Genomic DNA, 25,389 nt, shown 5'->3' on the forward strand with positions numbered 1-25,389 from the left:
GCGGGGCGCCGATGTCCGGACACGAGGGGGAGCAGGGCCCGACGACCGTCCCGGCGGGCGACTTCGGCCCGCCCGAGGACGGGCTCCAGCGGCTGTGGACGCCCCACCGCATGGTCTACATCGGCGGGCAGGACAAGCCCGCCGACGGGTCGGTGGCGCAGTGCCCGTTCTGCCGGATCCCGGCGGGCGACGACGAGTCGGGACTCGTCGTCGCCCGCGGGGCCGAGTGCTACGCGGTGCTGAACCTGTACCCGTACAACTCGGGGCACCTCATGGTGCTGCCGTACCGGCACGTGTCGGGATACGTCGACCTCACCGGGTCCGAGACGGCCGAGCTCGCCGCAATGACCCAGACGGCCGTCCGCACGCTCACCGCGGTCTACGGGCCCGCCGGCTTCAACATCGGCATGAACCAGGGCGAGGTCGCGGGCGCGGGCATCGCGGCGCACCTGCACCAGCACGTCGTGCCGCGCTGGCTCGGCGACGCCAACTTCCTGCCCGTCGTCGGGCAGACCAAGGCGCTGCCGGAGCTCCTGTCCAGCACGCGCGCGCGGCTCGCCGCGGCCTGGCCGGCGGCCGGCACCGGGTCCCGGCACGACGGGGCGCGCTGATGCTCGGAGGCCTGCGGGCGACGATGCAACGGCTGTTCACCCCGCCCGCACGGGCGCTCCTGCGGCTCGGGGTGTCGCCGGACGCGGTGACGATCGCCGGCACGGTCGTCGTGGTCGTCCTCGCGCTCACGCTGCTGCCCACCGGGCACGTGCTGCTCGGCGGCGTCCTCATCGGACTCTTCGCCCTCGCGGACTCGATGGACGGCGTCATGGCGCGGCTGTCGGGCCGCACCGGGCCGTGGGGCGCGTTCCTCGACTCGACCCTCGACCGGATCTCCGACGGCGCCGTGTTCGCGGGCATCACGCTGTGGTTCGTGCTGCACCCGGAGCTGCCGTACGACACGTGGGGGATCGTCGCGTCGCTGGCCTGCCTCGTGCTCGGGTCCGTGGTGCCCTACGCCCGCGCCCGGGCCGAGAGCGTCGGCGCGACGGCCGCCGTCGGCATCGCGGAGCGCACCGACCGGCTCGTCGTGGCCCTCGTGGCGGTGGCCTTCACGCAGGTGGGGCTGCCGCTGCTCGTCACGGTGATCGCGCTGACCGTGCTCGCCGCCGCCAGCCTCGTCACCGTCGTCCAGCGCGTCTCGACGGTGCGCAGGCAGCTGGCGGGTACGGTGCGCGACGCCGGGCCCCAGGCCGCGGACCACCGAACCGACCCGAACCCGGAGGCCTGATGCGGATCGACGTCGCCCGCCTGTACACGTTCGCCTGGCGCCACGCGCCGAAGCTCCCGGAGCCCGTGCTGCGGGCGGCGTTCACCGTCGTCGCCGACCTCACGTGGCTGCGCCGTACGGAGGGGGTGCGCCGGCTCGAGGCGAACTACGCGCGGGTGCGGCCCGACCTCGACGCGCCCGGGCTGCGCCGCCTGACCCGCGCGGGCATGCGTTCGTACATGCGCTACTTCCGCGAGGCGTTCACCCTGCAGGGCGCGACCCCGCAGCAGGTGACCGCCCGGGTCCGGGTGGAGGGGTACGAGCACGTCGGGGGACCGGTGGCCGACGGTCAGGGCGTCTCGCTCGCGCTGGCCCACCTGGGCAACTGGGACCTGGCGGGCGCGTACGCGACGCCGCACATCGCCCCGGTCCTCACCGTCGCGGAGCGGCTCAAGCCCGAGGAGCTGTTCGTCGAGTTCGTCGAGTTCCGCCGCTCGATCGGCATCGACGTCCTGCCGCTCGGCGACCCCGACGTCTTCCGCAACCTCGTGCGCGGCGCGAGCAAGGGCGGGACCATCGTCCCGCTGCTGGCCGACCGCGACCTCACGGCGTCGGGCGTCGAGGTGGACCTGTGCGGGCACCGGGCCCGCGTGGCCGCGGGTCCCGCCGCCTTGGCCCTCGCGGCCAAGGTGCCGCTGGTGCCCGTGGGCATCACCTACGAGCCGCTCACGGGCGAGCGCCGGCGCGCGGCCGGGACCGCCTGGGGCATCGTCATCCGCTTCTACCCCGCGGTCCCCGTGCCCGACGACTCCGGCCTGCACCGCAAGGAGCGCGTGGCGCGCATGACGCAGGGCTGGGTCGACGCGGTGGCGGTCACCCTCCAGGAGTCCACGCAGGACTGGCACATGCTGCAGCGGGTCTTCGTCGACGACCTCGACGCCGAGCGCTACGCGCGCACCAAGGCCGAGGCGGGGGAGGCGTGAGCGCCGTGCCCGACGGCGCCGCCGTCGCCGCGCCGTCGCGCCCGCTGCGCGTCGGGATCGTGTGCCCGTACTCGTTCGACGCGCCGGGCGGGGTGCAGTTCCACGTGCGCGACCTCGCCGGCGCGCTGCAGGACGCCGGGCACCACGTCTCCGTGCTCGCGCCGGCCGACGACGACACCCCGGTGCCGGACGTCGTCACGCCGGCGGGCCGCGCCGTGCCGGTGCGCTACAACGGCTCGGTGGCGCGGCTGACGTTCGGCCCCCGCACCGCGGCCCGGGTGCGGCGCTGGCTGGAGGCGGGGCAGTTCGACGTCGTGCACGTCCACGAGCCGATGGTGCCCAGCCTGTCCATGCTCGCCCTGTGGTCGGCCGAGGGGCCCGTGGTGGCCACGTTCCACACGTCCCAGACGAGATCGCGGGCGCTCCAGGTCGCGTACCCGCTGCTGCGCCAGTCGCTGGAGAAGATCGCGGCGCGGATCGCGGTCTCCGAGGACGCTCGCCGCACCCTCGTCGACCACATGGGGGGCGACGCGGTGGTCATCCCGAACGGCGTCTACGTGGACACGTTCGCGGCCGCCGAGCCGTCCGACCGGTGGCGCGGCACCGCCGAGGCGCCGACGATCGCGTTCCTCGGCAGGCTGGACGAGCCGCGCAAGGGCCTGCAGGTGCTCGCCGCGGCCGCGCCGCAGGTGCTCGCGCAGGTGCCGGGGGCGCGCTTCCTCGTGGCGGGCAAGGGCGACGACGGGCGCGACGCGGCGTTGGAGGCCCTCGGCCCGCACGCCGGCTCGTTCGAGTTCCTCGGCGGTGTGAGCGACGAGGACAAGGCGTCGCTGCTCGCGTCCGCGGACCTGTACATCGCCCCGCAGACCGGGGGCGAGAGCTTCGGCATCGTGCTCGTCGAGGCCATGAGCGCCGGCGCCGGCGTCGTGGCCAGCGACCTCGGCGCCTTCCGTCGGGTGCTGGACGAGGGCGCCGCCGGGCGGCTGTTCCGCACCGGCGAGCCCGACGACCTGGCCCGCGCGATCCTCGCGTCCCTGGGCGACGCCGCGGGGACGCAGGAACGACGGGAGCGGGCCTCGGCGTTCGTGCGCCGCTTCGACTGGTCCGCGGTGACCTCGCAGGTGCTCGCCGTGTACGAGATGGCCGTCGCGGCGGGGGAGGCGCTCGGGTCGCCGGTCGCCCCGACGCGGACGGAGAGCGCCGTCGGCTGGCTGCGCACGCGGCGTGCCGCCGGAGGTGAGGGCGCATGACCTGGTCCGAGCTCGCGCTCCTCGTCCTCGTGGTCGCGGCCGTGGTGGTCTGGCTCGCCTGGATCTCGGCGTCGCGGCTGGACCGGCTGCACCGCAAGGTGATCGCGTCGCGCATCGCCCTGCAGGCCCAGCTGGCGCGCCGGGCGGGGGCCGCGATCGACCTGGCCTCGTCGGGGCTGCTCGACCCGGCGGGCGCCGTGCTCGTGGCCGACGCCGCGTTCGCCGCCGTGGAAGACGCCGCCCCGCCCGCGCCGGGCGCGGAGCTCGCGCTCGAGGGTCTCGGGGCCGAGCGCGAGCGTGCCGAGAGCGAGCTGTCCGCGACGCTGCGCTCGGCGCTCGGCGACGACGAGGCGCTCGGCGAGCTGCGCCGGGAGCCTGACGGCGACGAGCTGGTCGGACAGCTCTCGGCGGCCTGGTACCGCGCCCAGCTGGCCCGCCGGTTCCACAACGAGGCCGTCGCCCAGGCGCGGCGCGCACGACGCACCTGGTACGTGCGCCTCCTGCGGCTGTCGGGGCACGCGGCGCTGCCGCGCACGGTCGAGCTGGACGACCAGATGCCGGAGGGCCTCACCGGGTCGTGAGGCCGGAACTAGGATGGAAGACGCGTGACAGCGGTCACGCGTCCCACTGCGACACGAGCGAGGTTGCGTTGAGCGAGACCAGCGGCAGCGACGGCCGGATCACCGCGGGCGAGGTGGGCACCGCCCGCGTCAAGCGCGGCATGGCCGAGATGCTCAAGGGCGGCGTCATCATGGACGTCGTCACGCCCGAGCAGGCGAGGATCGCCGAGGACGCCGGCGCCGTCGCCGTCATGGCCCTGGAGCGGGTGCCCGCCGACATCCGCTCGCAGGGCGGGGTCGCCCGCATGAGCGACCCCGACATGATCGACGGCATCATCGACGCCGTCTCGATCCCGGTGATGGCGAAGGCGCGCATCGGCCACTTCGTCGAGGCGCAGGTGCTGCAGTCCCTGGGCGTCGACTACATCGACGAGTCGGAGGTGCTCACCCCCGCCGACTACGCCAACCACATCGACAAGTGGCAGTTCACCGTGCCGTTCGTGTGCGGCGCCACCAACCTCGGCGAGGCGCTGCGCCGCATCACCGAGGGCGCGGCGATGATCCGCTCCAAGGGCGAGGCCGGCACCGGCGACGTCTCCAACGCGACCACGCACATGCGCCAGATCCGCGCGCAGATCCGCCGCCTGACCTCGCTGCCCGAGGACGAGCTGTTCGTCGCGGCCAAGGAGCTGCAGGCCCCGTACGAGCTCGTGGCCGAGGTCGCCCGCGCCGGGAAGCTCCCGGTGGTGCTGTTCACCGCGGGCGGCATCGCCACCCCGGCGGACGCCGCGATGATGATGCAGCTCGGCGCCGAGGGCGTGTTCGTCGGCTCCGGCATCTTCAAGTCGGGCGACCCCGTCGCGCGCGCGAAGGCGATCGTGCAGGCCACGACCTTCCACGACGACCCCGACGTCGTCGCCAAGGTGTCCCGCGGGCTCGGCGAGGCCATGGTCGGCATCAACGTCGAGGCCGAGCCGGCGCCGGTGCGCCTGGCGGAGCGCGGCTGGTAACCACCAGCTCCGACCGCGACCAGGGGTCCCGCCGGCATCGCGTCCGCGGGGCCCCTGGTCGCGCTCGACTAGTGTCGGGGCGTGCTGCTCCCTGAACCTTCGGTGCCGGGTGCGGACCTGCCGGTCCGGGCGGTCCTGCCTGCCACCGTCGACGCGGTGCGGTCGAGCGGCGCCGCGGTGCTGGTCGCGCCGCCCGGCTCGGGGAAGACCTCGTTGCTGCCCCTGGCCCTGGCCGACGCGCTCGGCGGCACGATCATCGTCGCCGAGCCGCGCCGGATGGCCACGCGTGCGGCCGCGACCCGGCTGGCGACGCTGGTCGGCGAGCCGCTCGGGCAGCAGGTCGGCTACGCGATGCGCGGCGAGCGCACCGGCGGCAAGGGGCTGCGCGTCGAGGTGGTGACGACGGGGCTCCTCGTGCGCCGGCTGCAGCAGGACCCGGAGCTGCCGGGTGTCACGGCGATCGTGATCGACGAGTGCCACGAGCGGCACCTGGACGCCGACCTCCTGCTCGCGCTCCTCGTCGACGTCCGGGCGAACCTTCGGGACGACCTGGCCGTCGTCGCGACCTCGGCCACCGCGGACACGGTCGGGCTGAGCCGCGCGCTCGGCACGGACGTCCCGGCCCCCGTGGTCACGGCGACCGCCGCGCTGTTCGACGTGGCGACCGAGTGGGTCCCCCCGCCGTTGCCCACGCCGCTGCTCCCCGGTGGTCGCGTCGACCCGCGCCTGCTGGACCACGTCGAGACCGTCGTCCGGCGCGCGCTGGCGGAGAACGACGGCGACGTCCTCGTGTTCGTCCCGGGGGAGGCCGAGATCGACGGGACGGTCCGCCGGCTGTCCGACCTTCATGACCTCCACGTCCTTCCGCTGTTCGGCCGCCAGTCCAGGGCCGAGCAGGAGCGGGCGCTGCTGCCGTCCACCGTGCGTCGGGTCGTGGTGACGACGTCGGTGGCGGAGAGCTCGCTGACCGTGCCCGGGGTCAGGGTCGTGGTCGACGCGGGTCTGGCCCGGGAGCCGCGGACCGACCAGTCCCGTGGTCTCGGGACGCTGGTCACCTGCCGGGTCTCGAGATCGTCGGCCGACCAACGGGCGGGCCGCGCGGGGCGGGAGGCGCCGGGCCGGGTCTACCGCTGCTGGTCCGCCACGGACCACGTGCGCCTCGACGAGCATGCGGCGCCGGAGATCGCGGTCGCCGACCTGGCGGCCTTCGCCCTCGACCTCGCGGCCTGGGGTGCGCCTGCGGGGGCCGGTCTGACGTTGCTCGAGGCGCCGCCCGCGCCCGCGATGACGGCGGCCACCGCACTGCTGCGCCGCATCGAGGCGGTCGACGACGACGGCCGGATCACGGAGCGGGGGCGGCGGATGCGGGCGGTCGGGGCACATCCTCGCCTCGCTCGTGCGCTGCTGGACGGGGCCCCGCGGGTCGGCGCCGACCGGGCGCGCGAGATCGTCGCGATGCTCTCGGACGACGCGGGACGCACCTTCGGCGACGACCTCCCGGCACGCCTGCGAGCCCTCCGCCGTGGTGACGACCGCGCGGCGACGGCCCGCTGGCGCGAGGAGACGCGGCGCCTCGGCCGCGGCGCGCCGACGGGCGACCCGTCGGGTGGGCCGACCGGCCGGGGGGCGCACGGGGTGCCGGACGATCTCGCGGTGGGGACCGTGGTGGGGCTGGCTTACCCGGACCGGATCGCGCGGGCCCGGGGCGCCGGGTCGGCCACCTACCAGATGTCCGGCGGCACCGGCGCCGCGCTGGACCCGCGGTCGGCGTTGCGGGGCACCGCCTGGCTGGCGGTCGCGGTCGCCGACCGGGCACCCGGTCGCGCCGACGCCAGGATCCGGTCCGCGGCGCCGATCGACGAGGAGACCGCGCGGGACGTCGCCGGCGATCTCGTGTCGAGCACCGACCAGATCCGCTGGGACGACGGCCGGATCGTGACGCGCCGTGTCGAGGCGCTCGGCGCGATCGTGCTGGGCGACGTCCCGCTGACCGACCCCGACCCGCTGCTCGTCCAGGCGGCCGTGCGCGACGGCATCCGGCGCAGCGGCCTGTCCGTGCTGCGCTGGTCGGAGTCCGCGCTCGCCCTGCGGGAGCGGCTCGCGTTCTGCCACGCCCACCTCGGGGCCCCGTGGCCCGCGGTCGACGACGAGGCGCTGCTGGCCGACCTCGACGCCTGGCTGGGGACGGAGCTCGCCTCGGTGCGAGGCTCGCGCGACCTGGCCCGCATCGACGTGACCTCGGCGCTCCGCCGTCTCCTGCCGTGGCCCGCGGCGACCCGCTTCGGTGAGCTGGCACCGGAACGGCTCCAGGTCCCGTCGGGCTCCGAGGTCCGGCTCGCGTACCACGGCGTCGAACCGCCGGTCCTCGCCGTGAAGCTGCAGGAGGTCTTCGGCTGGACCACCGTCCCGGCCGTCGCGGACGGCCGCGTCCCGGTCGTCCTGCACCTGCTGTCGCCCGCGGGGCGACCGGCGGCGATCACGAGCGACCTCGCCTCCTTCTGGAGGCAGGGCTACCCCCAGGTCCGAGCAGACCTGCGAGCCCGCTACCCCCGCCATCCCTGGCCGGAGGATCCGCTCACGGCCCTCCCGACGAAGCGGGTGAAGCCCCGCCGGTGAGGGGTCGCCCTGGTTCACCGCGGTGCTCCTTCGGGAGCACGGAGGTGGAGTCGTCGAGGTCTCGCTCGTGGCTACCATGAGCGGCATGGATGCACCCTCCCCGTCAGCCGTGGACCCCGACGTCGAGGCCGGGCCGGGATCGGTGCGCCTGGCGGGGCTGCTGCCGTGACCCCGGCCCTCGGGGACGACTGGGCGGTCGGGCCGGACGGGCTGCGCCGGCGGCGCGCCGCGCGCGTCATCGTGCTCGACGACGCGGACCGCGTGCTGCTGGTGCGCGGCCACGACGCCGACCAGCCCGAGCGGTCGTGGTGGTTCACCGTCGGCGGCGGCATCGACGCGGGCGAGAGCGAGGTCGACGCCGCGCTGCGCGAGCTGCGCGAGGAGGCGGGGCTCGCCCTCGCGCCCACCGACCTGGTGGGCCCCGTGCTGACCCGGGCCGGCATCTTCCGGTTCCTCGCGGAGACGTGCCGCCAGGACGAGGTCTTCTTCCTCGCCCGCGTCGACGGCGGCCACGAGCCGACCGACGCCGGCTGGACGCCCGTCGAGCGCGACGTGCTCGACGAGATGCGCTGGCTCACGACGGCGCAGCTGCGGGCCGAGACGCGCGAGGTGTTCCCGTCCGTGCTGCCGGACCTCGTCGACGCGCTGGCGCGCGGCTGGGACGGCACCGTGCGCCACCTCGGCACCCAGTACGACGACGAGCCCGCCGACCCGGAGGAGCTCGACGACGCCACCGGGTGACGACGCGCGCCCTGGGCATCCTTTCGTTACGGTCGATGGCATCCGCGTCCTGCACACCGACGTGCGGACGAGTGCACGGAGCACCGGGGGGCATCGACGTGAACCGACTGACGAAGGCAGCGATCGCGACGGGAGGTGCCGCCGTCCTGCTGGTCGGTGGGGCCCAGACCATCGCGTACTGGACCGCCCAGGGGACCTCGACGGGCACGGACGTGACCGCGGGCACCCTCACCATGACCGACGGGACGTGCGGGGACTGGACCCTCGACGGCGGCGGGCCCGTGACGGACGGCATCGTGCCGGGCGACACGGTGACGACGACCTGTTCCCTGACGGTCGGGGGCACCGGGGACCACCTCGCCCTCGGCGAGATCACCGTCTCGGCGCCGTCGTGGGGCGAGGACAACGCCCTCACCGCCGCGCTCGACCTGAGCCTCACCTCCGCGACGCTGGCCGGCGAGACGCTCGCGCTCCCGCTGACCGACCCCGTCCCCGTGGGCGCGTCGGACCCGCTCGTGGTCAACCTCGAGGCGGCGTTCGACACCGCCGCGGCGAACGACACGCAGGCGCTGACCGCCGCGCTCGAGGACGTCACGGTCCAGGTCACGCAGGCGCACGTCGTCCCCGCACCCTGAGCGCGGCGTGGACGCGGCACCACCGCGCCCGGGCGCCGGCGTGCGGCGCGTGCTCGGGCGCGTCCTCGCCGGGGCCGTCCTGCTGGTGGCGGGCGGGGCGCTCCTGCTCGTCGTCGTGATCCCCCGGCTCGGGGGCGCGACCCCCTACGGCGTCGCGACCGGCTCGATGCGGCCCGCGCTCGACGTCGGCACGCTCGTCGTGACGCGCCCGGCGGACGTCGAGACGATCACGACCGGTCAGGTGGTCACCTACCAGCTGCGTTCCGGCGACCCCACCGTGGTGACCCACCGCGTCGTGGGCCTGGGGACGACCGCCGCCGGCGAGCGCACCCTGCTCACCCGGGGCGACGCGAACGAGGTGAGCGACCCGCAGCCGGTGCGGGCCGTGCAGGTGCGCGGCGTGCTCTGGTACGCGGTGCCCCAGCTGGGCCGGGTGATGGGGCTCGGCACGCCCGACCAGCGGCGGACGCTGAGCACGGTCGTCGCGCTCGCGCTCCTCGGCTACGCCGGGTGGCTGGTCGCGGGCGAGGTGCGCGACCGGCGCCGACGGCGCCCTGAGTCATCAGTGCCGCCAGTGCCGCCAGTGCCGCCAGTGCCGCCCGTGCCGCATGCGTCGGACAGGTCGGACGGGCTGGCGACCTGGTGGCCCGACGAGGGGTCGGCGCCGGCCGGGACCACCCGCGGGCGGGCGCCGGAGGAGAGGCCATGACGGCGCTGGCTCGTCGGCCCGTCGCGGCCGTGCGACGCGACCTCGCGCCGGTGGCCGCGCTGGGCGCGGTCCTCGTGGCCGGCGTCCCCGCCTCGGCGGCAGGGGCGGACGACCCCGGCGGCGTCGCGCTGAGCGTGGACGGACGCCGGTGGTCGAGCGAGCTCGCCACGCCCCTGTTCGACGCCACGGCCTGGGTGCCCGGGGAGACCAGGCGCAGCGTGCTGCTCGTGCGCAACGACGGCCCGGGCCCGGCGCACGGCGCGGTGGCCGTGGCGGTCGAGCACGGCGAGGGGGACGCCGCCGACGCCGCCCTTGCCGACGCCCTCGACGTGCGCGTCCGCGCGGCGGACGCGCCCTGGTCGGCGGCCGAGGGGCCGGTACCGGTGCGTGTCGCCGAGTCGGAGGTGCTTCCCGTCGCGCTGGAGGTGACCCTCGCGGCGACGGCGGGCGACGAGGTCGAGGGCGCCACGGCTCCCCTCGACGTGGTGGTGACCCTGGCCGGCGAGGGCGAGGGCGAGGGCGAGGACGAGCGCGCCGCGGCGCTCGCGGGGGCCCGTCCGCTCGCCGAGGGCGGCCTCGCCCGCACGGGCGGCGCCGCCGTGGTCGTGCTGCTCGCCGCGGCGGGGGCCGTCGCGGCGGGCGCGGCGCTACGGGCGGTCGGTCGCCGGGGAGGTCCGGGTCGTGGGTGAGCGGGCGCAGCACGCCGCCCGGGGTCGTGCCCGGCGGGCGACCGGGGTGCGCCGGGTCGCCGTGCTGGTGGTGACGGCGATGGCCGTGGTGCTCGCCGGCAGCGGGGCGGCGTGGGCCTGGTGGCGCGCGACCGGCACCGCGACGGCCCCGACGAACCGCCTCGCGGCCGCGACGGTGGACGTGCAGGTCGCGGGCCTCGGCAACGGCCTCGTCGGTCGCGGCGGCACGGTGAGCCTGCCGGCCCTCACCCTCACGGCGGCGGTGCCGGGCTCCGGCGCCTCCGAGCTCGTCACGGTGCGCAACGGCGGCTCGCGGCCGGCCACGGTGACCGCGACGACGTCCCGGACCGGGACGCTCGGCACGGCGTTCACGACCAGCGCGTCGTTCGGCGCGGCGGACACGGGGACCGGCTGCGGCGCGGGGAACGGCGGCACCGCGACCGTCCCCGCGGGCGGCACGGCGTCGCTGTGCGTGGCGGTGGCGGTGTCGACCACGGCCCCCTCCACCACCCAGGGCCAGAGCGGCGGCGTGTCCGTGGCGCTCGCGGCGACGATCCCGGGCACGTCGTGGAACGACACGGGCACGGTGACCAGCGGGGCCGTGGGCGCCGCCACCGTGCCGGCCCCGACGAACCTGACGTGCGGCCTGCTCGGCATCGCGTCGGTGACGTTCAACTGGACCGCCGCCTCCGGGGCCACGCGCTACACGTTCGGCTCCGGGCCGGGCGGGAACACGCTGACACAGGTGGCCGCGGGGACGACCACCCACGCGGTGACCGGGGCGGTGACCAACGGGACGGCGCGGGTCCGCGCGGACCGCGTGTTCACGAGCGTCACCTGGACCTCCGCGTGGTCGAACACGCGCCGGTACTCGATCACCGCGGGCGTGCTGGGCACCTGCACCTGAACGGAGGGGTGCCGGGCCGCGCGGGCCACCTACACTGCCCCGGTGACCACGACGATCGGCGTCCTCGCCCTCCAGGGCGACGTGCGCGAGCACACCGCCGCCCTCGAGCAGGCCGGCGCCCGCGCGGTGAGCGTGCGCCGCCCCGCCGAGCTGGACGCCGTCGACGGGCTCGTGCTGCCCGGGGGCGAGTCGACCACCATCGACAAGCTGCTGCGGCTGTTCGAGCTCGCCGACCCGCTGCGGCGACTGATCGGCGAGGGACTGCCCGTGTTCGGCTCGTGCGCGGGCATGATCCTGCTCGCCGACCGCATCGAGGGCGGCACCGCCGACCAGCGCACGCTGGGCGGGATGGACGTCCTCGTGCGGCGCAACGCGTTCGGGCGGCAGGTCGACTCGTTCGAGGCGGACCTGCAGGTCGCGGGCGTCTCGGACGTCGCCGGCGGCCGCCCCGTGCGTACCGCGTTCATCCGCGCGCCCTGGGTCGAGGAGGCAGGCCCGGACGTCGAGGTGCTCGCCCGCATCCCGGACCGCTGGGCGGACGGCTCCACGGTGGGGCCCGCCGCCGGTAAGATCGTCGCAGCACGTCAGGGACGGCTGCTCGCCACCGCGTTCCACCCGGAGATCACGGGGGACGCGCGCGTGCACGGGCTGTTCGTCCGGCTCGTCCAAGCATCGCGAAGGAGTTAGGGAGCGCATGTCAGGTCACTCCAAGTGGGCCACGACCAAGCACAAGAAGGCGGCGATCGACGCCAAGCGCGGCAAGCTTTTCGCGAAGCTGATCAAGAACATCGAGGTCGCCGCGCGCACGGGCGGCGGCGACCCTGCCGGCAACCCGACGCTGTTCGACGCCATCCAGAAGGCGAAGAAGTCGTCGGTCCCGAACGACAACATCGACCGTGCGGTCAAGCGCGGCTCCGGCGAGGGCGCCGACGCGGTCGACTACCAGACGATCATGTACGAGGGCTACGGCGCGAACGGCATCGCCGTCCTCGTCGAGTGCCTCACCGACAACAAGAACCGCGCCGCCTCCGAGGTGCGCCTCGCGTTCTCGCGCAACGGCGGCAACCTGGCCGACCCGGGCTCGGTGTCCTACCTGTTCTCCCGCAAGGGCCTCGTGGTGGTGCCCAAGGCCGAGGGCGTCACCGAGGACGACGTCATGCTCGCCGCGCTCGACGCGGGCGCCGAGGAGGTCAGCGACGAGGGCGACGTCATCGAGGTCCTCTCCGAGGCCACGGACCTCGTGGCCGTGCGCACCGCCATCCAGGAGGCGGGCATCGAGTACGACTCCGCCGACTCCATCTGGCACCCGTCCATGGAGGTCGAGGTCGACGTCGAGGGCGCGCGCAAGATCATGCGCCTCATCGACGCGCTGGAGGACAGCGACGACGTGCAGAACGTCTACGCGAACTTCGACGCCTCCGACGAGGTCATGGCGGCCCTCGACGACGAGTGACCTCACGCCGAGGTAGTTCGAGCCTCCGCGAGGTAGTGGTCCGGACCACTACCTCGCGGAGGCTCGAACTGTTTCGGCGTGGATCGAGCTACCTCGGCGGGACGCGTGAGAGGGTGACGGCGTGCGCGTGCTGGGGGTGGACCCGGGGCTGACCCGGTGCGGTGTCGGCGTCGTCGACTCGCTGCCGGGCCGCAGGGCCCGCATGGTCGACGTCGGCGTCGTGCGCAGCGAGCCGGAGCTGAGCGTGGACCTGCGGCTGCTGCGCATCGCCGAGGGGCTGGACGAGTGGCTCGAGCGCACGGTGCCCGACGTGGTGGCCGTGGAGCGCGTGTTCGCCCAGAACAACCTCGGCACGGTGATGGGCACGGCGCAGGTGGCCGGCCTGGCGATGGTCGCGGCGGCCCGGCGCGGCGTGCCGGTCGCGATGCACACGCCCAGCGAGGTCAAGGCCGCGGTCACCGGGTCCGGCCGCGCGGACAAGGAGCAGGTGCAGCGCATGATCGCGCGAATCCTCGGGCTCGACGAGCTGCCGCGGCCGGCCGACGCCGCCGACGCGCTCGCCCTCGCCGTCACGCACCTGTGGCGGCCGTCGGGTGCGCTGCAGGGCGGCGAGCGGAACGAGCTCACCCCCGCCCAGCGGGCCTGGGCCGCGGCCGAGCGCACCGCGCGCACCGGGTCCCACCGCGGGGCGCCCTCCCGCGCCCGGCGCTGAGGTCGCCCCGGAGGGTCCCCGGCGTCGTGTGTCGCCGCCCCGGCGTGGGTGCCGGTTGTTACAGTGACGCCTCGTACGGGTGTTCGACGCCGCCCGGGCGCTCGACGGATGCCAGCTCGACGGAAGGACCACGGTGATCGCCTCCCTGACCGGTACGGTCACGCACGTGACGCTCGAGCGGGCCGTGCTCGACGTCGGCGGCGTCGGGTACCTCGTGCACGCCACCCCCGGCACGCTCGCCGGCCTCCGGGTGGGGGAGCGGGCCCAGCTGCACACCACGCTGGTCGTCCGCGAGGACTCGATGACGGTGTTCGGCTTCGCCGAGGCGGACGAGCGGGAGGTGTTCGAGACCGCCCAGTCCGTGTCCGGGGTCGGCCCCCGCATCGCGCTGGCCATGCTCGCCGTGCTCACGCCCGACGCGCTGCGTCGCGCCGTCGCCACCGAGGACCTGGCCGCCCTGCGCCGGGTGCCCGGCGTCGGCCCCAAGAGCGCGCAGCGGCTGGTGCTCGAGCTCGGCGGCAAGCTGGGCGCCCCCGCGGCGGGCGGCCCGGACGAGGCCGCCCCGGCGGTCCCCGCCGCGACGGGGGACCCGGCTCGCGAGCAGGTGGTCGAGGCGCTGGTCGGCCTGGGCTGGCCGACGAAGGTCGCGCAGGACACCGTCGACCGGGTGCTCGCCGAGGCCGGCGAGGGCGCCGAGGACGGCGGCCCCGTCGACGTCTCGGCCACCCTCCGCGCGGCGTTGCGCTCCCTGGGCGGACGCCGTGGTTGAGGCGGACCCCGAGTACGGCGGGGAGCGCCTGGTCACGTCCTCCGCGGACGACGTCGAGCGCGCTGCCGAGGCGGCGCTGCGGCCCAAGAAGCTCGACGAGTTCGTCGGGCAGCGGGTCGTGCGGGACCAGCTCTCCCTCGTGCTCCAGGCGGCCCTGGCGCGCGACGCGGCACCCGACCACGTGCTCCTGTCCGGCCCGCCGGGCCTCGGCAAGACGACGCTGGCGATGATCATCGCCGCCGAGCTCGGCACCTCGTTGCGCGTCACGAGCGGGCCCGCGATCCAGCACGCGGGCGACCTGGCGGCGGTGCTCTCCTCGCTCGAGGAGGGCGAGGTCCTGTTCATCGACGAGATCCACCGCCTCGCCCGGCCCGCCGAGGAGCTGCTGTACGTCGCGATGGAGGACTTCCGCGTCGACGTCGTCGTGGGCAAGGGCGCGGGGGCGAGCGCCATCCCGCTCGCGCTGCCGCCGTTCACCGTCGTCGGCGCGACGACGCGGTCCGGGCTGCTGCCCGCCCCGCTGCGCGACCGGTTCGGCTTCACGGGCCACCTCGACTTCTACGACGCCCACGAGCTCGAGCGGGTCATCACCCGGTCCGCGGGGCTGCTGGGCGTGGACATCCAGCACGCCGCGGCGCACGAGATCGCCGGCCGCTCGCGCGGCACCCCCCGCATCGCGAACCGCCTGCTGCGCCGCGTGCGGGACTGGGCGCAGGTGCGCGGCGACGGCAGCCTCGACCTGCGCGCGGCCCGCGCCGCGCTCGAGGTCTACGAGGTCGACCCGATCGGCCTGGACCGGTTGGACCGTGCGGTGCTCGACGCGGTCTGCCGCCGGTTCGCCGGCGGTCCCGTCGGCCTGGGCACGCTCGCGATGACCGTGGGGGAGGAGCCGGACACCGTCGAGACGGTCGCGGAGCCGTACCTCGTGCGCGAGGGCCTGCTGGGACGCACCCCGCGAGGGCGGGTCGCGACGCAGGCGGCGTGGGAGCACCTCGGCCTCGAGCCCCCGCCCGGCGCGTGGGGCGCGCCGCTCGGCGGCACGCTGTTCGACGGGACCGGCGGGGCCGACGGCGACGCCGTGACACCCCAGTAGACTGGGAACGCCCCCCCGGCCGCGGACGGCCCCGGGGCCGGAACTCGACGGGTGCCGTGCTCGTTGGGGCCCGTGTGCGCAGGACCCTGCGCCGGCGCGCCGACCGGTGCGCCCCGACGCCCGGCAGTCGGTCGACCGTCGGGCAGCGACAGACAAGGACGCTCCGTGGAACTCATCATCCTCTTCGTGGTCCTCGCCGGGCTCATGTTCTTCATGAGCTCGCGGACGCGCAAGCAGCAGAAGCAGCAGGCCGAGTTCCGGTCGCAGCTCGCGCCGGGCCAGGAGGTCATGACCGGTTCGGGCCTGTTCGGCACGGTCGTGGAGATCGACGAGACGACCGACACCGTCACCATCGAGACGGTCCCCGGCGGCGCGCAGACCCGCTGGCTGCGCGCGGCCATCGCCAAGCGCGTCGACACGCCCGTCGAGGAGCCCGCCGAGGCGACCGACGAGACCGACGTCACAACCGAGTCCTCCGCGACCGGTACGATCACCTCCGGCGACGGTCACATCGACGTCCCCGACGACCTGTCGAGCCTGGACACCGCGCAGCGGGAGTACCGGGAGCAGCAGCGTCGTGACGAGGGCGAGGCCGGCACCACCAAGTGACAGCAGCGAAGTGACAGCACCAGCGACATGGGTCGGCGGGCGTTCGCGCCCGTCGGCCTGACGACGCGCCGGTCGGGGTGATCCCGGCCGGCGCCATCACGCGTCGACCCCGGGGCGGCGCGCAGACGGGAAGAGACAGAAGTTGGCGAACTCACGCACGAAGCGGTCGCGTCCGGTACGCACCCTCGTGGTCTTCACGATCCTGACGATCGTCCTGCCGTTCCTCGCCGTCGGCGCCGGCGTCTTCTGGGACGCCAAGTCGGACAGCAACCCCGACGGCGCGAGCTGGGCCCCGGGGCTCGCGCTCGACCTGCAGGGCGGCACGCAGCTGATCCTCAAGGCGGACACCACCGACGGGTCGCAGGTGACCTCGGCGACGATCGACGAGTCGATCAACGTCATCCGCCAGCGCATCGACTCCTCGGGCGTGTCCGAGGCGGAGATCACCGCGCAGGGCTCCCAGAACATCGTCGTGGGCATCCCCGGCGAGGTGTCGCAGGAGACCATCGACCTCATCTCGCAGCCCGCGCAGATGCGTTTCCGCCCCGTGCTGACGTACGCCGCGGGCATGCCGACGCCGCAGCCGTCGGCCTCTCCGGACGCCGGTGACGGTGCCGCAGGGGACGGCGCGGACGACGCCGCCGCGGACGACGCGGCCACCGACGCCGGCGACACCCCGAGCGGCAAGGGCGCGGGGGCGCCGCTGACCGTCCCGGCGGACACGGACCCCTCGGCCACGCCGACGGCGACCGCCACCGAGACGTCGGGCGAGGGTGCCGACCCGTCGCCGTCGGCGACGCCCGAGGGCGAGGACGCCGCGGCGGCGTCCGACCCGAGCGACCTGGCGCAGATCACCCCCGAGATCCAGAAGCAGTTCGAGGAGCTCGACTGCACCGACCCGGCCAACCTCAAGGGCGGCGGCGGGGACGACCCGGACAAGCCCCTGGTCACCTGCGGCGAGCAGGACGGGATGAAGTACATCCTCGGCCCGATGGAGGTCGACGGCGTCCACATCTCGTCGGCCAGCTCCGGCCTGGTGCCGGGCGCGAACGGCACGACCACCAACGAGTGGGGCGTCTTCCTCAACTTCGACACGGTGGGCACGCGCGAGTTCCGCGAGACCACGACGCGTCTGCAGGGCCTCGAGGCGCCGCGCAACCAGTTCGCCATCGTCCTGGACGGCCTCGTCGTCTCGGCGCCCTCCCTGGACCCGGGCGTCATCATCTCCAACGGCCAGGCGACGATCTCCGGCTCGTTCACCCGGGACACGGCGGCCACGCTGGCCAACCAGCTGAGCTTCGGCGCCCTGCCGGTGCAGTACACGGTGGAGAGCCAGGAGGTCATCTCCGCGACCCTCGGCTCCGAGCAGCTGCGCAACGGCCTCATCGCCGGCCTGATCGGCCTCGCGCTCGTCGTCGTGTACTCGCTGCTGCAGTACCGCACCCTCGGCCTGCTGACGGTCGCGTCGCTCGTGGTCGCGGGTCTGATCACGTACGCGTCGATCGCCCTGCTCTCGTGGGGGATGGGCTACCGGCTCTCGCTCGCGGGCGTCGCCGGACTGATCGTCGCGATCGGTTTCACCGCGGACTCGTTCATCGTGTACTTCGAACGCATCCGCGACGAGCTACGTGACGGCAGGACCCTGGCCTACGCCGTCGAGCGCGGCTGGGTGCGCGCCCGCCGCACGGTCCTCGCCGCCAAGGCGGTCAACCTGATCTCCGCGATCATCCTGTACTTCCTGGCCGTGGGCGGCGTGCAGGGCTTCGCGTTCACCCTGGGCCTGACGACGATCATCGACGTCGCCGTCGTGTTCTGGTTCACGCATCCGATGATGGTGGTCCTCACCAAGATCCCGTTCTTCCGGGACGGTCACCTCTGGTCGGGCCTGTCGCCCGAGCGCCTGCGCGCGGGCCTCGGCCCCCGGTACGTGGGAGCAGGGCGCGTCCGGACACCGCAGCCCGCCGCCGCGGGGGGCGCACCCACCGCCGCGGCCTCGGACGCCGCCGACGCGGGTGGCGAGCGCGTGGTGGCGGAGCCCGTGCACAGCGGGGCGCGCCAGGCGCCGGCGGCCCCGGTCACCGACGCCTCCGGGCGCCGGCTGACGATCGCCGAGCGTCGCGCGGCCGAGCGTCGGGCCGCCGCCGAGCAGGCGGACACGGGACCGGGCGCCGGACCGGACGACGGATCGCCCTCGGCGACCGGTGAGAACCACTCCGGCACGAACGAGGAGAGCCGCTGATGGCCCGCATGCGATTCGCCCAGTGGGGCAACGACCTCTACACGGGCCGGCGGTCCTACCCGATCGTGCAGCGCCGCAAGCGCTGGTTCACGGTGGCGGGGATCCTTGCGATCGCCTCGATCGCCGTCATCCTCGTCAAGGGCCTCACCCTCGGCATCGACTTCCGGGGCGGTACGGAGTTCACGGTCAACGACGTGACCTCCACCGAGCAGCAGGTGGCGATCGACACCGTGCACGAGGTGCTCCCGAGCGAGGAGCCCCGCGTGGCGATCGTGGGCGGGTCGGCGGTACGCGTGCAGACCGAGGAGGTGACCGCCGAGCAGGAGGCGCAGCTCGTCACCGGCCTCGCCGAGGCGTACGGCGTCGACGAGTCCGCCGTGACGACGTCGTTCGTCGGTCCCACCTGGGGCGCCGGCGTCTCGACGCGCGCGCTGTGGGGCACCGTCGTGTTCGTCGTGGCCGCGGCGCTGTTCATGGCCGTGTACTTCCGCGCCTGGCGGATGTCCGTGGCGGCCATCGTGGCGATGCTCGGGGACCTGCTCATCTCGGCCGGCGTCTACGCGGCGATCGGCTGGGAGGTCACGCCGTCGACCATCATCGGCTTCCTCACCATCCTGGGCTTCTCGCTCTACGACAAGATGGTCGTGTTCGACAAGGTCCGCGAGAACACGGCGGACGTGCTCACGCAGACCCGCAGCACCTACGCCGAGCGGGCCAACCTGGCGGTGAACCAGACGCTGGTGCGCTCGATCAACACCTCGGTCGTGGCGCTCCTGCCGGTGGCGAGCATCCTCTTCGTCGGTGCCTTCCTGCTGGGCGCGGGCACGCTGCGCGACCTGTCGCTGTCGCTGTTCGTCGGTATCGCGGTCGGTGCGGCGTCGTCGCTCTTCCTCGCGACGCCGCTCGACGTCGCCCTGCGCGAGCGGGAGCCGAAGATCGGCGCGCACACCAAGGCGGTCCTCGAGGAGCGCGCCGGCCTGGTGGCCGAGGGCGGTCACGAGGCCGAGGTCGCGGCGTACACGACCGGCTCCGCGCAGCTGATCCCCGGCCAGCACCAGGGCAACCAGGCCCAGCCGCGCCGCAAGCGCGGTCGCTGAGGCCGGCGGTGAGCGTGATGGACGGGACGGCGGGCGGCGCCGCGGACGACACGAGGAGCAGCATCGTGGACGACATCGTCGTCGACGGCCTGGGCGGGCTCGGCGCCGCCCGCGCCGCGGAGGTGCGCGCGCTGATCCGCGACGTGCCGGACTACCCGCACCCGCCGGTGGTGTTCCGCGACATCACCCCGCTGCTGGCGGACGGCGCGGCGCTGGCGGACGTCGTGGAGGCGTTCGCCGGGGTCGTGGACGCCGACGGCGGGGTGGACGTCGTCGCGGGGATGGAGGCGCGCGGCTTCCTCCTGGGCGCGCCGCTGGCCACGCGGCTCGGCGTCGGGTTCCTGCCGCTGCGCAAGGCGGGCAAGCTGCCGCCCCCGGTGGAGCGCGTCGACTACGACCTCGAGTACGGCTCGGCGGCGATCGAGCTGCGCACGGGAACACTCGAGGCGGGGGCGCGTGTTCTCCTGGTCGACGACGTGCTCGCGACGGGCGGCACGGCGCGCGCAGCGGCCGAGCTCGTGGAGCGGTCGGGCGGTCAGGTGGTCGCCCTCGCGTTCCTGCTCGAGCTCGCGGGCCTGGGCGGACGCGACAGGCTGGCCGGGCGGACGGTCGAGGCTCTGCTGCGCGTGGAGTCGTAGACTTGCCGTCCCGGCCGACGGCGACCCCGCGGTGGTTGCGGAAGGAGGCGCAGATGAGCGACGAGACGAAGGTCGCGCGCGCCGCCGCCGCGCCCCAGGGGACGTCCGGCCAGGCGTCGACGCCGGGCCGGGGTCCGGGGTCCGGGCGGAGCGTGCGCAACAGGCTCGTGCGCCTCGGGGTGCGCGGCGCCCCGCCCACGACGCCCGCGCTGGAGCCGGTGCTCCAGGCCGTGCGCACCAACCACCCGAAGTCCGACCTGTCGGTCCTCGAGCGCGCCTACGCGACGGCCGAGCGGTGCCACCGGGGCCAGGAGCGCAAGTCCGGTGACCCGTACATCACGCACCCGGTCGCCGTCGCGACGATCCTGGCCGAGCTCGGGTTCGACGGCGCGACGCTGGCGGCCGCCCTGCTGCACGACACGGTCGAGGACACCGACTACGGGCTCGACGAGCTGACGCGGGAGTACGGCGAGGAGATCGCCATGCTCGTCGACGGCGTCACCAAGCTGGACAAGGTGAAGTACGGCGACGCCGCCCAGGCGGAGACCGTGCGCAAGATGGTCGTGGCGATGGCCAAGGACATCCGCGTGCTGGTCATCAAGCTCGCCGACCGGCTGCACAACGCCCGCACCTGGAAGTACGTGTCGGGGACGTCGGCGCAGCGCAAGGCGCGCGAGACGCTGGAGATCTACGCCCCGCTGGCGCACCGGCTGGGCATGAACACCATCAAGTGGGAGCTGGAGGACCTGTCCTTCCAGACCCTGTACCCCAAGGTGTACGACGAGATCGTGCACCTGGTGGCGGAGCGGGCCCCGGCGCGCGAGGAGTACCTGTCGGTGGTGCGCGAGCAGATCTCCGCCGACCTGCGCAGCGCCAAGATCAGGGCCACGGTCACGGGCCGGCCCAAGCACTACTACTCGATCTACCAGAAGATGATCGTGCGCGGGCACGACTTCGCGGAGATCTACGACCTGGTCGGCACGCGCGTCCTCGTGGACACCGTGCGCGACTGCTACGCGGTGCTGGGCGCGCTCCACGCGCGCTGGAACCCGGTCCCGGGCCGGTTCAAGGACTACATCGCGATGCCGAAGTTCAACATGTACCAGTCGTTGCACACGACGGTCGTGGGCCCGGGCGGCAAGCCGGTCGAGATCCAGATCCGCACGCACGACATGCACCGCCGTGCGGAGTACGGCGTCGCGGCGCACTGGAAGTACAAGCAGATGGCGCCGGCCGGCAAGACGGTGTCGGAGGACCCGCGCGCCAACGACATGGCGTGGTTGCGCCAGCTCGTGGACTGGCAGCGGGAGACCGCCGACCCGAGCGAGTTCCTCGACTCCCTGCGCTACGAGATCGGTGGCGCGGAGGTGTACGTCTTCACGCCGAAGGGCGAGGTGATGGCGCTGCCCGCCGGGGCCACGCCGGTCGACTTCGCGTACTCGGTGCACACCGAGGTGGGCCACCGCACGATGGGCGCGCGCGTCAACGGGCGCCTCGTGCCGCTGGACTCCACGCTGCAGAACGGCGACACGGTCGACATCCTCACGTCGAAGGCCGAGTCGGCGGGCCCGTCGCGCGACTGGCTCGCCTTCGTCAAGTCCGCGCGCGCCCGCAACAAGATCCGCCAGTGGTTCACCAAGGAGCGGCGCGAGGAGGCGATCGAGCAGGGCAAGGACGCCATCACGAAGGCGATGCGCAAGCAGAACCTGCCGATCCAACGCCTGCTGAGCCACGAGGCCCTCGTCGGGCTCGCGAACGACCTGCGCTACGCCGACGTCTCCGCGCTGTACGCGGCGGTCGGCGAGGGGCACGCGTCGGCGCCGCACGTCGTCGACCTGCTGGTCAAGTCGCTGGGCGGCGAGGAGGGGACGGAGGAGGACGCGGCCGAGGTCGCGGCCCCGGGCCGGCCCTCCCGGCGCGGCCGGACCGGCGACCCGGGCGTGGTCGTCAAGGGCGTGGACGACATCTGGGTGAAGCTCGCCAAGTGCTGCACCCCGGTGCCCGGGGACTCGATCGTCGGCTTCGTGACGCGCGGCGCGGGCGTGAGCGTGCACCGCGCGGACTGCGCCAACGCGGAGCAGCTGGCCAAGGCGCAGCCCGAGCGCATGGTCGACGTGTCCTGGACGACCGGCGCGAACACGATGTTCCTGGTGCAGATCCAGGTCGAGGCGCTCGACCGGTCGCGGCTGCTGTCCGACGTCACGAAGGTGCTGTCGGACTACCACGTGAACATCCTGTCGGCGACAGTCTCGACGTCGTCCGACCGGATCGCGCTGTCGAAGTTCGTCTTCGAGATGGCGGAGCCCGGCCACCTGCAGCAGGTGCTCAGCGCGGTGCGGAAGGTGGACGGGGTGTTCGACGTGTACCGGATCACCGGGACGCGGGCGGCGGACGTGCACCAGGAGTCCGCAGACGTCTGACCGGCACGAGGCCCTGACCGGCGGAAGGCTCTGACCCGCACGGCGACGCGGCGGGCAGGCCGCGACCTCGCGGAGTAGGTTCGCGTGCATGACGCTGCCGCTCGAACCGCCGGTGCTGCCCATGCTCGCCAGGTCGGTGCCCGAGGTCCCGGACCAGCCCGACGGCGGGTCGGCCTGGGTGTACGAGCCGAAGTGGGACGGGTTCCGTGCGCTGGTGTTCCGCGACGGTGACGAGGTGCGGATCGACTCCCGCAACGGCCGGCCGATGCAGCGCTACTTCCCGGACGTGGTCGACGCGGTGCTCGACGCGCTGCCGGAGCGGTGCGTGGTCGACGGCGAGATCGTGGTCGCCCGCCCGGGGGACCCGGCGACCACGGGGGCCGGGTCGGCCGCGCACCTGGACTTCGACGCGCTCGGGCAGCGGATCCACCCCGCCGAGTCGCGGGTGCGGATGCTCGCCTCCGAGACGCCCGCGAGCCTCGTCGTCTTCGACGTCCTCGCCCTCGGGGACGACGACCTGTCCGGGCGTCCCCTGCGTGACCGGCTCGCCGTGCTCGACGGGCTGGGCCTCGGCGGCCCGCGGGTGCACGCCACGCCCCGGACGCAGGACGCCGCCGTCGCGCGCGACTGGTTCCGGGCCTTCGAGGGAGCGGGCCTCGACGGAGTCGTCGCGAAGCGGCTCGACGACCCGTACCAGCCGAACAAGCGGGCCCTGCTGAAGATCAAGCACGCCCGCACGGCCGACGTCGTCCTCGCCGGCTACCGGCTGCACAAGACCTCGACGCCCGACGCGCCGCTCATCGGCTCGCTGCTGCTGGGCCTGTACGCGGAGCCCGACGACCCCACGAGCCTGCAGTTCGTGGGGGTGTCGGCGTCGTTCCCGGCGGCGCGCCGCGCGGCCCTGCACGCCGAGCTGGCCCCGCTCGTCGTCGAGCCGGGGACGGCCGACGCCGCGGCGCACCCCTGGGCCGACTGGCAGGACCCCGCCGTCGCGGACGGCAGCGCGGGGGAGCGGCGTCCGGGCGCGCAGTCGCGCTGGAGCGCCGGCAAGGACCTGTCGTTCACGCCGCTGCGCGTCGAGCGGGTGATCGAGGTCGGGTACGACCACATGGAGGGCTCGCGCTTCCGGCACACCGCGCAGTTCAAGCGCTGGAGGCCCGACCGCGAGCCGTCGTCGTGCACGTACGCGCAGCTCGAGGAGCCGGTCGGCTACGACCTGGCGGACCTCCTGCCCGGGGCGCCGGGCACCGCCTGAGCCCGCACGCGTGACGCCGGCTCAGGCTCCGGGCGATGAGTTCGGGGCCCGGGGCGGGTCTGGGGGGCATGGGAACACTCAGGTACGGACTGATGAGCTGCTCGCTCGACGGCTACGTGGCCGACGCGTCGGGCGACTTCGACTGGGGCGCGCCGGACGACGCCGTGCACGCGTTCATCAACGACCGGGTCCGGGACGCGCGGACCTTCGTCGTGGGGCGCCACATGTACGACGCCATGCGCGTGTGGGACACGTGGGAGCTCGGGCAGAGCGCGGCCTCGGACGAGTTCGCCGAGATCTGGCGGGGGATCGACAAGGTGGTCTGCTCCGACGGCCTCGTGGCCGAGGGGGCCGTCGTGGACGCTCCCCGGACCACGCTCGAGCCGCGGCTCACCCCCGACCGTCTGGCCCAGATCGTGGCCGGGACCGACGGCGTCGTGGAGGTCTCCGGCCCGACGACGGCCGCGACGGCGCTGCGCGCCGGGCTGGTCGACGAGCTGACGGTCCGCGTGGTGCCCCACGTCGCCGGCGGGGGGCTGGGCCTGCTCCCGGAGGGCTGGCAGGCCGACCTCACGCGTGCCGAGTGCGTGCCGCTGGGTGACGGGTCGGTCTTCCTGCGCTACACCCGCGCGTGATCGCGGGCGGGGTCAGCCCCGCTTGCGGTCGGTGTCCCGGCTGGGCTGCACGCGCTTCGGCTCGCCCGGCATCTTGGGGTACTCCGGCGGGTACGGCAGGTCGCCGAGCCCGTGCTCCTCCTCGTCGCGCCGGGCGAGCTCGAGCGCGTCGTCGAGGGAGCAGTCCAGCGCCGGGTCGCGGTCGGCGCGCAGGGCGGCGAACAGGTCGCCCCGCTCGGCGAACCGGGCGGGCACGGTCGTGACGTCGAAGTCGTCCGGGTGCACCTCGCCGACCTCGTCCCACTCCAGCGGCGTCGAGACGGTGGCACGCGGGTTCGCCCGGACGGAGTACGCGGAGGCGATGGTGCGGTCGCGCGCCATCTGGTTGTAGTCGACGAAGATCTTCGAGCCCCGCTCCTCCTTCCACCACTTCGTCGTGACCTGGTCGGGCAGGCGGCGCTCCAGCTCCCGTCCGATCGCGATCGTGGCGCGGCGCGCCTGCTGGAACGACCAGCGGGGCGCGAGCGGCACGAAGACGTGCAGGCCGCGCCCGCCCGACGTCTTCGGGTAGCCGGTGAGCCCCAGCTCGGTGAGCAGCTCGCGCAGGTGCGGCGCGACGGACGCGGCGTCGTCGAAGGTCGTGCCGGGCTGCGGGTCGAGGTCGACGCGCAACTGGTCGACCGCCTCGACTTCGTCGCGTCGCACCGGCCAGGGGTGGAACGTGAGGGTGCCGAGGTTCGCGGCCCAGGCGACGACGGCGAGCTCGGTGGGCGCCACCTCGTCGGCGGTGCGCCCGCTGGGGAAGGCGATGGTGGCGGTCTCGACCCAGTCGGGAGCGCCCTTCGGGAGGCGCTTCTGGTAGAACGCGTCGCCCCGGTTGTCGGCGCGCGTCGCCATGACCGCCTCGGGCCACCAGCCCTTCGGCCAGCGCTCGAGGGTGGTGGGCCGGTGCAGCAGGGCGCCGAGGATGCCGTCGCCCACGGACAGGAAGTACTCGACGATCTCGCGCTTCGTGAGCCCGGGCCGGTCGTCCAGCTCGGGGAAGACGACACGGTCCGGGCTGGAGACGCGCACGGCGCGGCCAGCGGCGTCGAGCTCGACGGCGGGTGCGGCGGAGGCCATGCGGCTC

General features: G+C 74.6%; 25 protein-coding genes. 24 read left to right on the plus strand and 1 reads right to left on the minus strand.

The annotated features are described in order from the left end of the window. Window positions 1-11: 11 nt before the first annotated feature. The 24 genes from ACH436_RS03225 (at window position 12) to ACH436_RS03340 (ending at window position 24,281) form a co-directional block, all read left to right on the plus strand. Window positions 12-611 (plus strand): HIT family protein, encoded by a 600-nt coding sequence (locus ACH436_RS03225; protein ID WP_430558721.1) that lies wholly within the window; start codon window positions 12-14, stop codon window positions 609-611. After that, window positions 611-1,282, plus strand: coding sequence for a phosphatidylinositol phosphate synthase (gene pgsA, locus ACH436_RS03230; protein ID WP_430558722.1), 672 nt, complete (start codon window positions 611-613; stop codon window positions 1,280-1,282). Before ACH436_RS03225 ends, pgsA begins: the two co-directional genes overlap by 1 nt. Then, window positions 1,282-2,244, plus strand: coding sequence for a phosphatidylinositol mannoside acyltransferase (locus ACH436_RS03235; RefSeq protein WP_430558723.1), 963 nt, complete (start codon window positions 1,282-1,284; stop codon window positions 2,242-2,244). Before pgsA ends, ACH436_RS03235 begins: the two co-directional genes overlap by 1 nt. Before the next feature lie 44 nt (window positions 2,245-2,288). Further along, entirely contained in the window at window positions 2,289-3,494 is a 1,206-nt protein-coding gene (locus tag ACH436_RS03240) for a glycosyltransferase family 4 protein (RefSeq protein WP_430559144.1), read from the plus strand. Next, window positions 3,491-4,075, plus strand: a complete 585-nt coding sequence (locus ACH436_RS03245; RefSeq protein ID WP_430558724.1) for a hypothetical protein — start codon at window positions 3,491-3,493, stop codon at window positions 4,073-4,075. Before ACH436_RS03240 ends, ACH436_RS03245 begins: the two co-directional genes overlap by 4 nt. A 68-nt stretch (window positions 4,076-4,143) precedes the next feature. Continuing rightward, window positions 4,144-5,064: a pyridoxal 5'-phosphate synthase lyase subunit PdxS gene (gene pdxS / locus ACH436_RS03250; RefSeq protein ID WP_430558725.1), complete on the plus strand. Its 921-nt coding sequence runs from the start codon at window positions 4,144-4,146 to the stop codon at window positions 5,062-5,064. An 81-nt stretch (window positions 5,065-5,145) separates the two neighbouring features. Continuing rightward, entirely contained in the window at window positions 5,146-7,680 is a 2,535-nt protein-coding gene (gene hrpB, locus ACH436_RS03255; protein WP_430558726.1) for an ATP-dependent helicase HrpB, read from the plus strand. A 165-nt stretch (window positions 7,681-7,845) separates the two neighbouring features. Beyond that, window positions 7,846-8,421, plus strand: coding sequence for an NUDIX hydrolase (locus tag ACH436_RS03260; RefSeq protein ID WP_430558727.1), 576 nt, complete (start codon window positions 7,846-7,848; stop codon window positions 8,419-8,421). A gap of 98 nt (window positions 8,422-8,519) precedes the next feature. After that, the gene (locus tag ACH436_RS03265) at window positions 8,520-9,056 is read left to right on the plus strand and encodes an alternate-type signal peptide domain-containing protein (RefSeq protein WP_430558728.1); all 537 of its coding nucleotides are present in this window, start codon (window positions 8,520-8,522) and stop codon (window positions 9,054-9,056) included. Between the two features lie 7 nt (window positions 9,057-9,063). Further along, on the plus strand, window positions 9,064-9,765 hold the full coding sequence (locus ACH436_RS03270; protein WP_430558729.1) for a signal peptidase I: 702 nt from the start codon (window positions 9,064-9,066) through the stop codon (window positions 9,763-9,765). Then, complete coding sequence (locus tag ACH436_RS03275; RefSeq protein ID WP_430558730.1) at window positions 9,762-10,454, plus strand: hypothetical protein; 693 nt, start codon at window positions 9,762-9,764, stop codon at window positions 10,452-10,454. The genes ACH436_RS03270 and ACH436_RS03275 overlap by 4 nt, the downstream gene beginning before the upstream one ends. Further along, window positions 10,447-11,361 (plus strand): hypothetical protein, encoded by a 915-nt coding sequence (locus ACH436_RS03280; RefSeq protein ID WP_430558731.1) that lies wholly within the window; start codon window positions 10,447-10,449, stop codon window positions 11,359-11,361. Before ACH436_RS03275 ends, ACH436_RS03280 begins: the two co-directional genes overlap by 8 nt. Before the next feature lie 42 nt (window positions 11,362-11,403). Beyond that, complete coding sequence (gene pdxT / locus ACH436_RS03285; RefSeq protein ID WP_430558732.1) at window positions 11,404-12,048, plus strand: pyridoxal 5'-phosphate synthase glutaminase subunit PdxT; 645 nt, start codon at window positions 11,404-11,406, stop codon at window positions 12,046-12,048. A gap of 7 nt (window positions 12,049-12,055) precedes the next feature. Further along, window positions 12,056-12,814 (plus strand): YebC/PmpR family DNA-binding transcriptional regulator, encoded by a 759-nt coding sequence (locus tag ACH436_RS03290; protein ID WP_430558733.1) that lies wholly within the window; start codon window positions 12,056-12,058, stop codon window positions 12,812-12,814. A 121-nt stretch (window positions 12,815-12,935) separates the two neighbouring features. Further along, complete coding sequence (gene ruvC, locus ACH436_RS03295) at window positions 12,936-13,526, plus strand: crossover junction endodeoxyribonuclease RuvC (protein ID WP_430558734.1); 591 nt, start codon at window positions 12,936-12,938, stop codon at window positions 13,524-13,526. 133 nt (window positions 13,527-13,659) lie between these two features. Next, the gene (ruvA, locus tag ACH436_RS03300; protein ID WP_430558735.1) at window positions 13,660-14,295 is read left to right on the plus strand and encodes a Holliday junction branch migration protein RuvA; all 636 of its coding nucleotides are present in this window, start codon (window positions 13,660-13,662) and stop codon (window positions 14,293-14,295) included. Next, window positions 14,288-15,388, plus strand: coding sequence for a Holliday junction branch migration DNA helicase RuvB (gene ruvB, locus ACH436_RS03305; RefSeq protein ID WP_430558736.1), 1,101 nt, complete (start codon window positions 14,288-14,290; stop codon window positions 15,386-15,388). Before ruvA ends, ruvB begins: the two co-directional genes overlap by 8 nt. A gap of 165 nt (window positions 15,389-15,553) precedes the next feature. Next, entirely contained in the window at window positions 15,554-15,997 is a 444-nt protein-coding gene (yajC, locus tag ACH436_RS03310; protein ID WP_430558737.1) for a preprotein translocase subunit YajC, read from the plus strand. Between the two features lie 187 nt (window positions 15,998-16,184). Continuing rightward, window positions 16,185-18,236 (plus strand): protein translocase subunit SecD, encoded by a 2,052-nt coding sequence (secD, locus tag ACH436_RS03315; RefSeq protein ID WP_430558738.1) that lies wholly within the window; start codon window positions 16,185-16,187, stop codon window positions 18,234-18,236. After that, a complete protein-coding gene (secF, locus tag ACH436_RS03320; protein WP_430558739.1) occupies window positions 18,236-19,333 on the plus strand; it encodes a protein translocase subunit SecF in 1,098 nt (365 codons plus the stop codon). Before secD ends, secF begins: the two co-directional genes overlap by 1 nt. Before the next feature lie 17 nt (window positions 19,334-19,350). Further along, on the plus strand, window positions 19,351-19,971 hold the full coding sequence (locus ACH436_RS03325; protein ID WP_430559145.1) for an adenine phosphoribosyltransferase: 621 nt from the start codon (window positions 19,351-19,353) through the stop codon (window positions 19,969-19,971). Between the two features lie 53 nt (window positions 19,972-20,024). Continuing rightward, window positions 20,025-22,391 (plus strand): RelA/SpoT family protein, encoded by a 2,367-nt coding sequence (locus ACH436_RS03330; protein WP_430558740.1) that lies wholly within the window; start codon window positions 20,025-20,027, stop codon window positions 22,389-22,391. An 88-nt stretch (window positions 22,392-22,479) separates the two neighbouring features. Next, window positions 22,480-23,646: an ATP-dependent DNA ligase gene (locus ACH436_RS03335; RefSeq protein WP_430558741.1), complete on the plus strand. Its 1,167-nt coding sequence runs from the start codon at window positions 22,480-22,482 to the stop codon at window positions 23,644-23,646. Window positions 23,647-23,738: 92 nt separating this feature from the next. Beyond that, window positions 23,739-24,281 carry a dihydrofolate reductase family protein gene (locus ACH436_RS03340; protein WP_430558742.1) on the plus strand — a complete coding sequence of 181 codons (543 nt, stop codon included), beginning with the start codon at window positions 23,739-23,741 and terminating at the stop codon, window positions 24,279-24,281. Window positions 24,282-24,293: 12 nt separating this feature from the next. Here the strand turns inward: ACH436_RS03340 and ligD are convergent, their stop codons facing one another. After that, a complete protein-coding gene (gene ligD / locus ACH436_RS03345) occupies window positions 24,294-25,382 on the minus strand; it encodes a non-homologous end-joining DNA ligase (protein ID WP_430558743.1) in 1,089 nt (362 codons plus the stop codon). Window positions 25,383-25,389: the final 7 nt, after the last annotated feature.

It is taken from the genome of Isoptericola sp. NPDC019693, from assembly GCF_044389085.1.
Taxonomy (GTDB): Bacteria; Actinomycetota; Actinomycetes; order Actinomycetales; family Cellulomonadaceae; genus Isoptericola.

What these genes read in the sequence shown, in the direction of transcription:
- ACH436_RS03325 (WP_430559145.1), top strand. Translation starts at nt 19,351, where the DNA reads ATGGACGGGACGGCGGGCGGCGCCGCGGACGACACGAGGAGCAGCATC.
- ACH436_RS03275 (WP_430558730.1), top strand. Translation starts at nt 9,762, where the DNA reads ATGACGGCGCTGGCTCGTCGGCCCGTCGCGGCCGTGCGACGCGACCTC.
- ligD (WP_430558743.1), bottom strand. Translation starts at nt 25,382, where the DNA reads ATGGCCTCCGCCGCACCCGCCGTCGAGCTCGACGCCGCTGGCCGCGCC.
- secF (WP_430558739.1), top strand. Translation starts at nt 18,236, where the DNA reads ATGGCCCGCATGCGATTCGCCCAGTGGGGCAACGACCTCTACACGGGC.
- ACH436_RS03330 (WP_430558740.1), top strand. Translation starts at nt 20,025, where the DNA reads ATGAGCGACGAGACGAAGGTCGCGCGCGCCGCCGCCGCGCCCCAGGGG.
- pgsA (WP_430558722.1), top strand. Translation starts at nt 611, where the DNA reads ATGCTCGGAGGCCTGCGGGCGACGATGCAACGGCTGTTCACCCCGCCC.
- ACH436_RS03340 (WP_430558742.1), top strand. Translation starts at nt 23,739, where the DNA reads ATGAGCTGCTCGCTCGACGGCTACGTGGCCGACGCGTCGGGCGACTTC.
- ACH436_RS03290 (WP_430558733.1), top strand. Translation starts at nt 12,056, where the DNA reads ATGTCAGGTCACTCCAAGTGGGCCACGACCAAGCACAAGAAGGCGGCG.
- ACH436_RS03225 (WP_430558721.1), top strand. Translation starts at nt 12, where the DNA reads ATGTCCGGACACGAGGGGGAGCAGGGCCCGACGACCGTCCCGGCGGGC.
- ACH436_RS03245 (WP_430558724.1), top strand. Translation starts at nt 3,491, where the DNA reads ATGACCTGGTCCGAGCTCGCGCTCCTCGTCCTCGTGGTCGCGGCCGTG.
- ACH436_RS03335 (WP_430558741.1), top strand. Translation starts at nt 22,480, where the DNA reads ATGACGCTGCCGCTCGAACCGCCGGTGCTGCCCATGCTCGCCAGGTCG.
- ACH436_RS03235 (WP_430558723.1), top strand. Translation starts at nt 1,282, where the DNA reads ATGCGGATCGACGTCGCCCGCCTGTACACGTTCGCCTGGCGCCACGCG.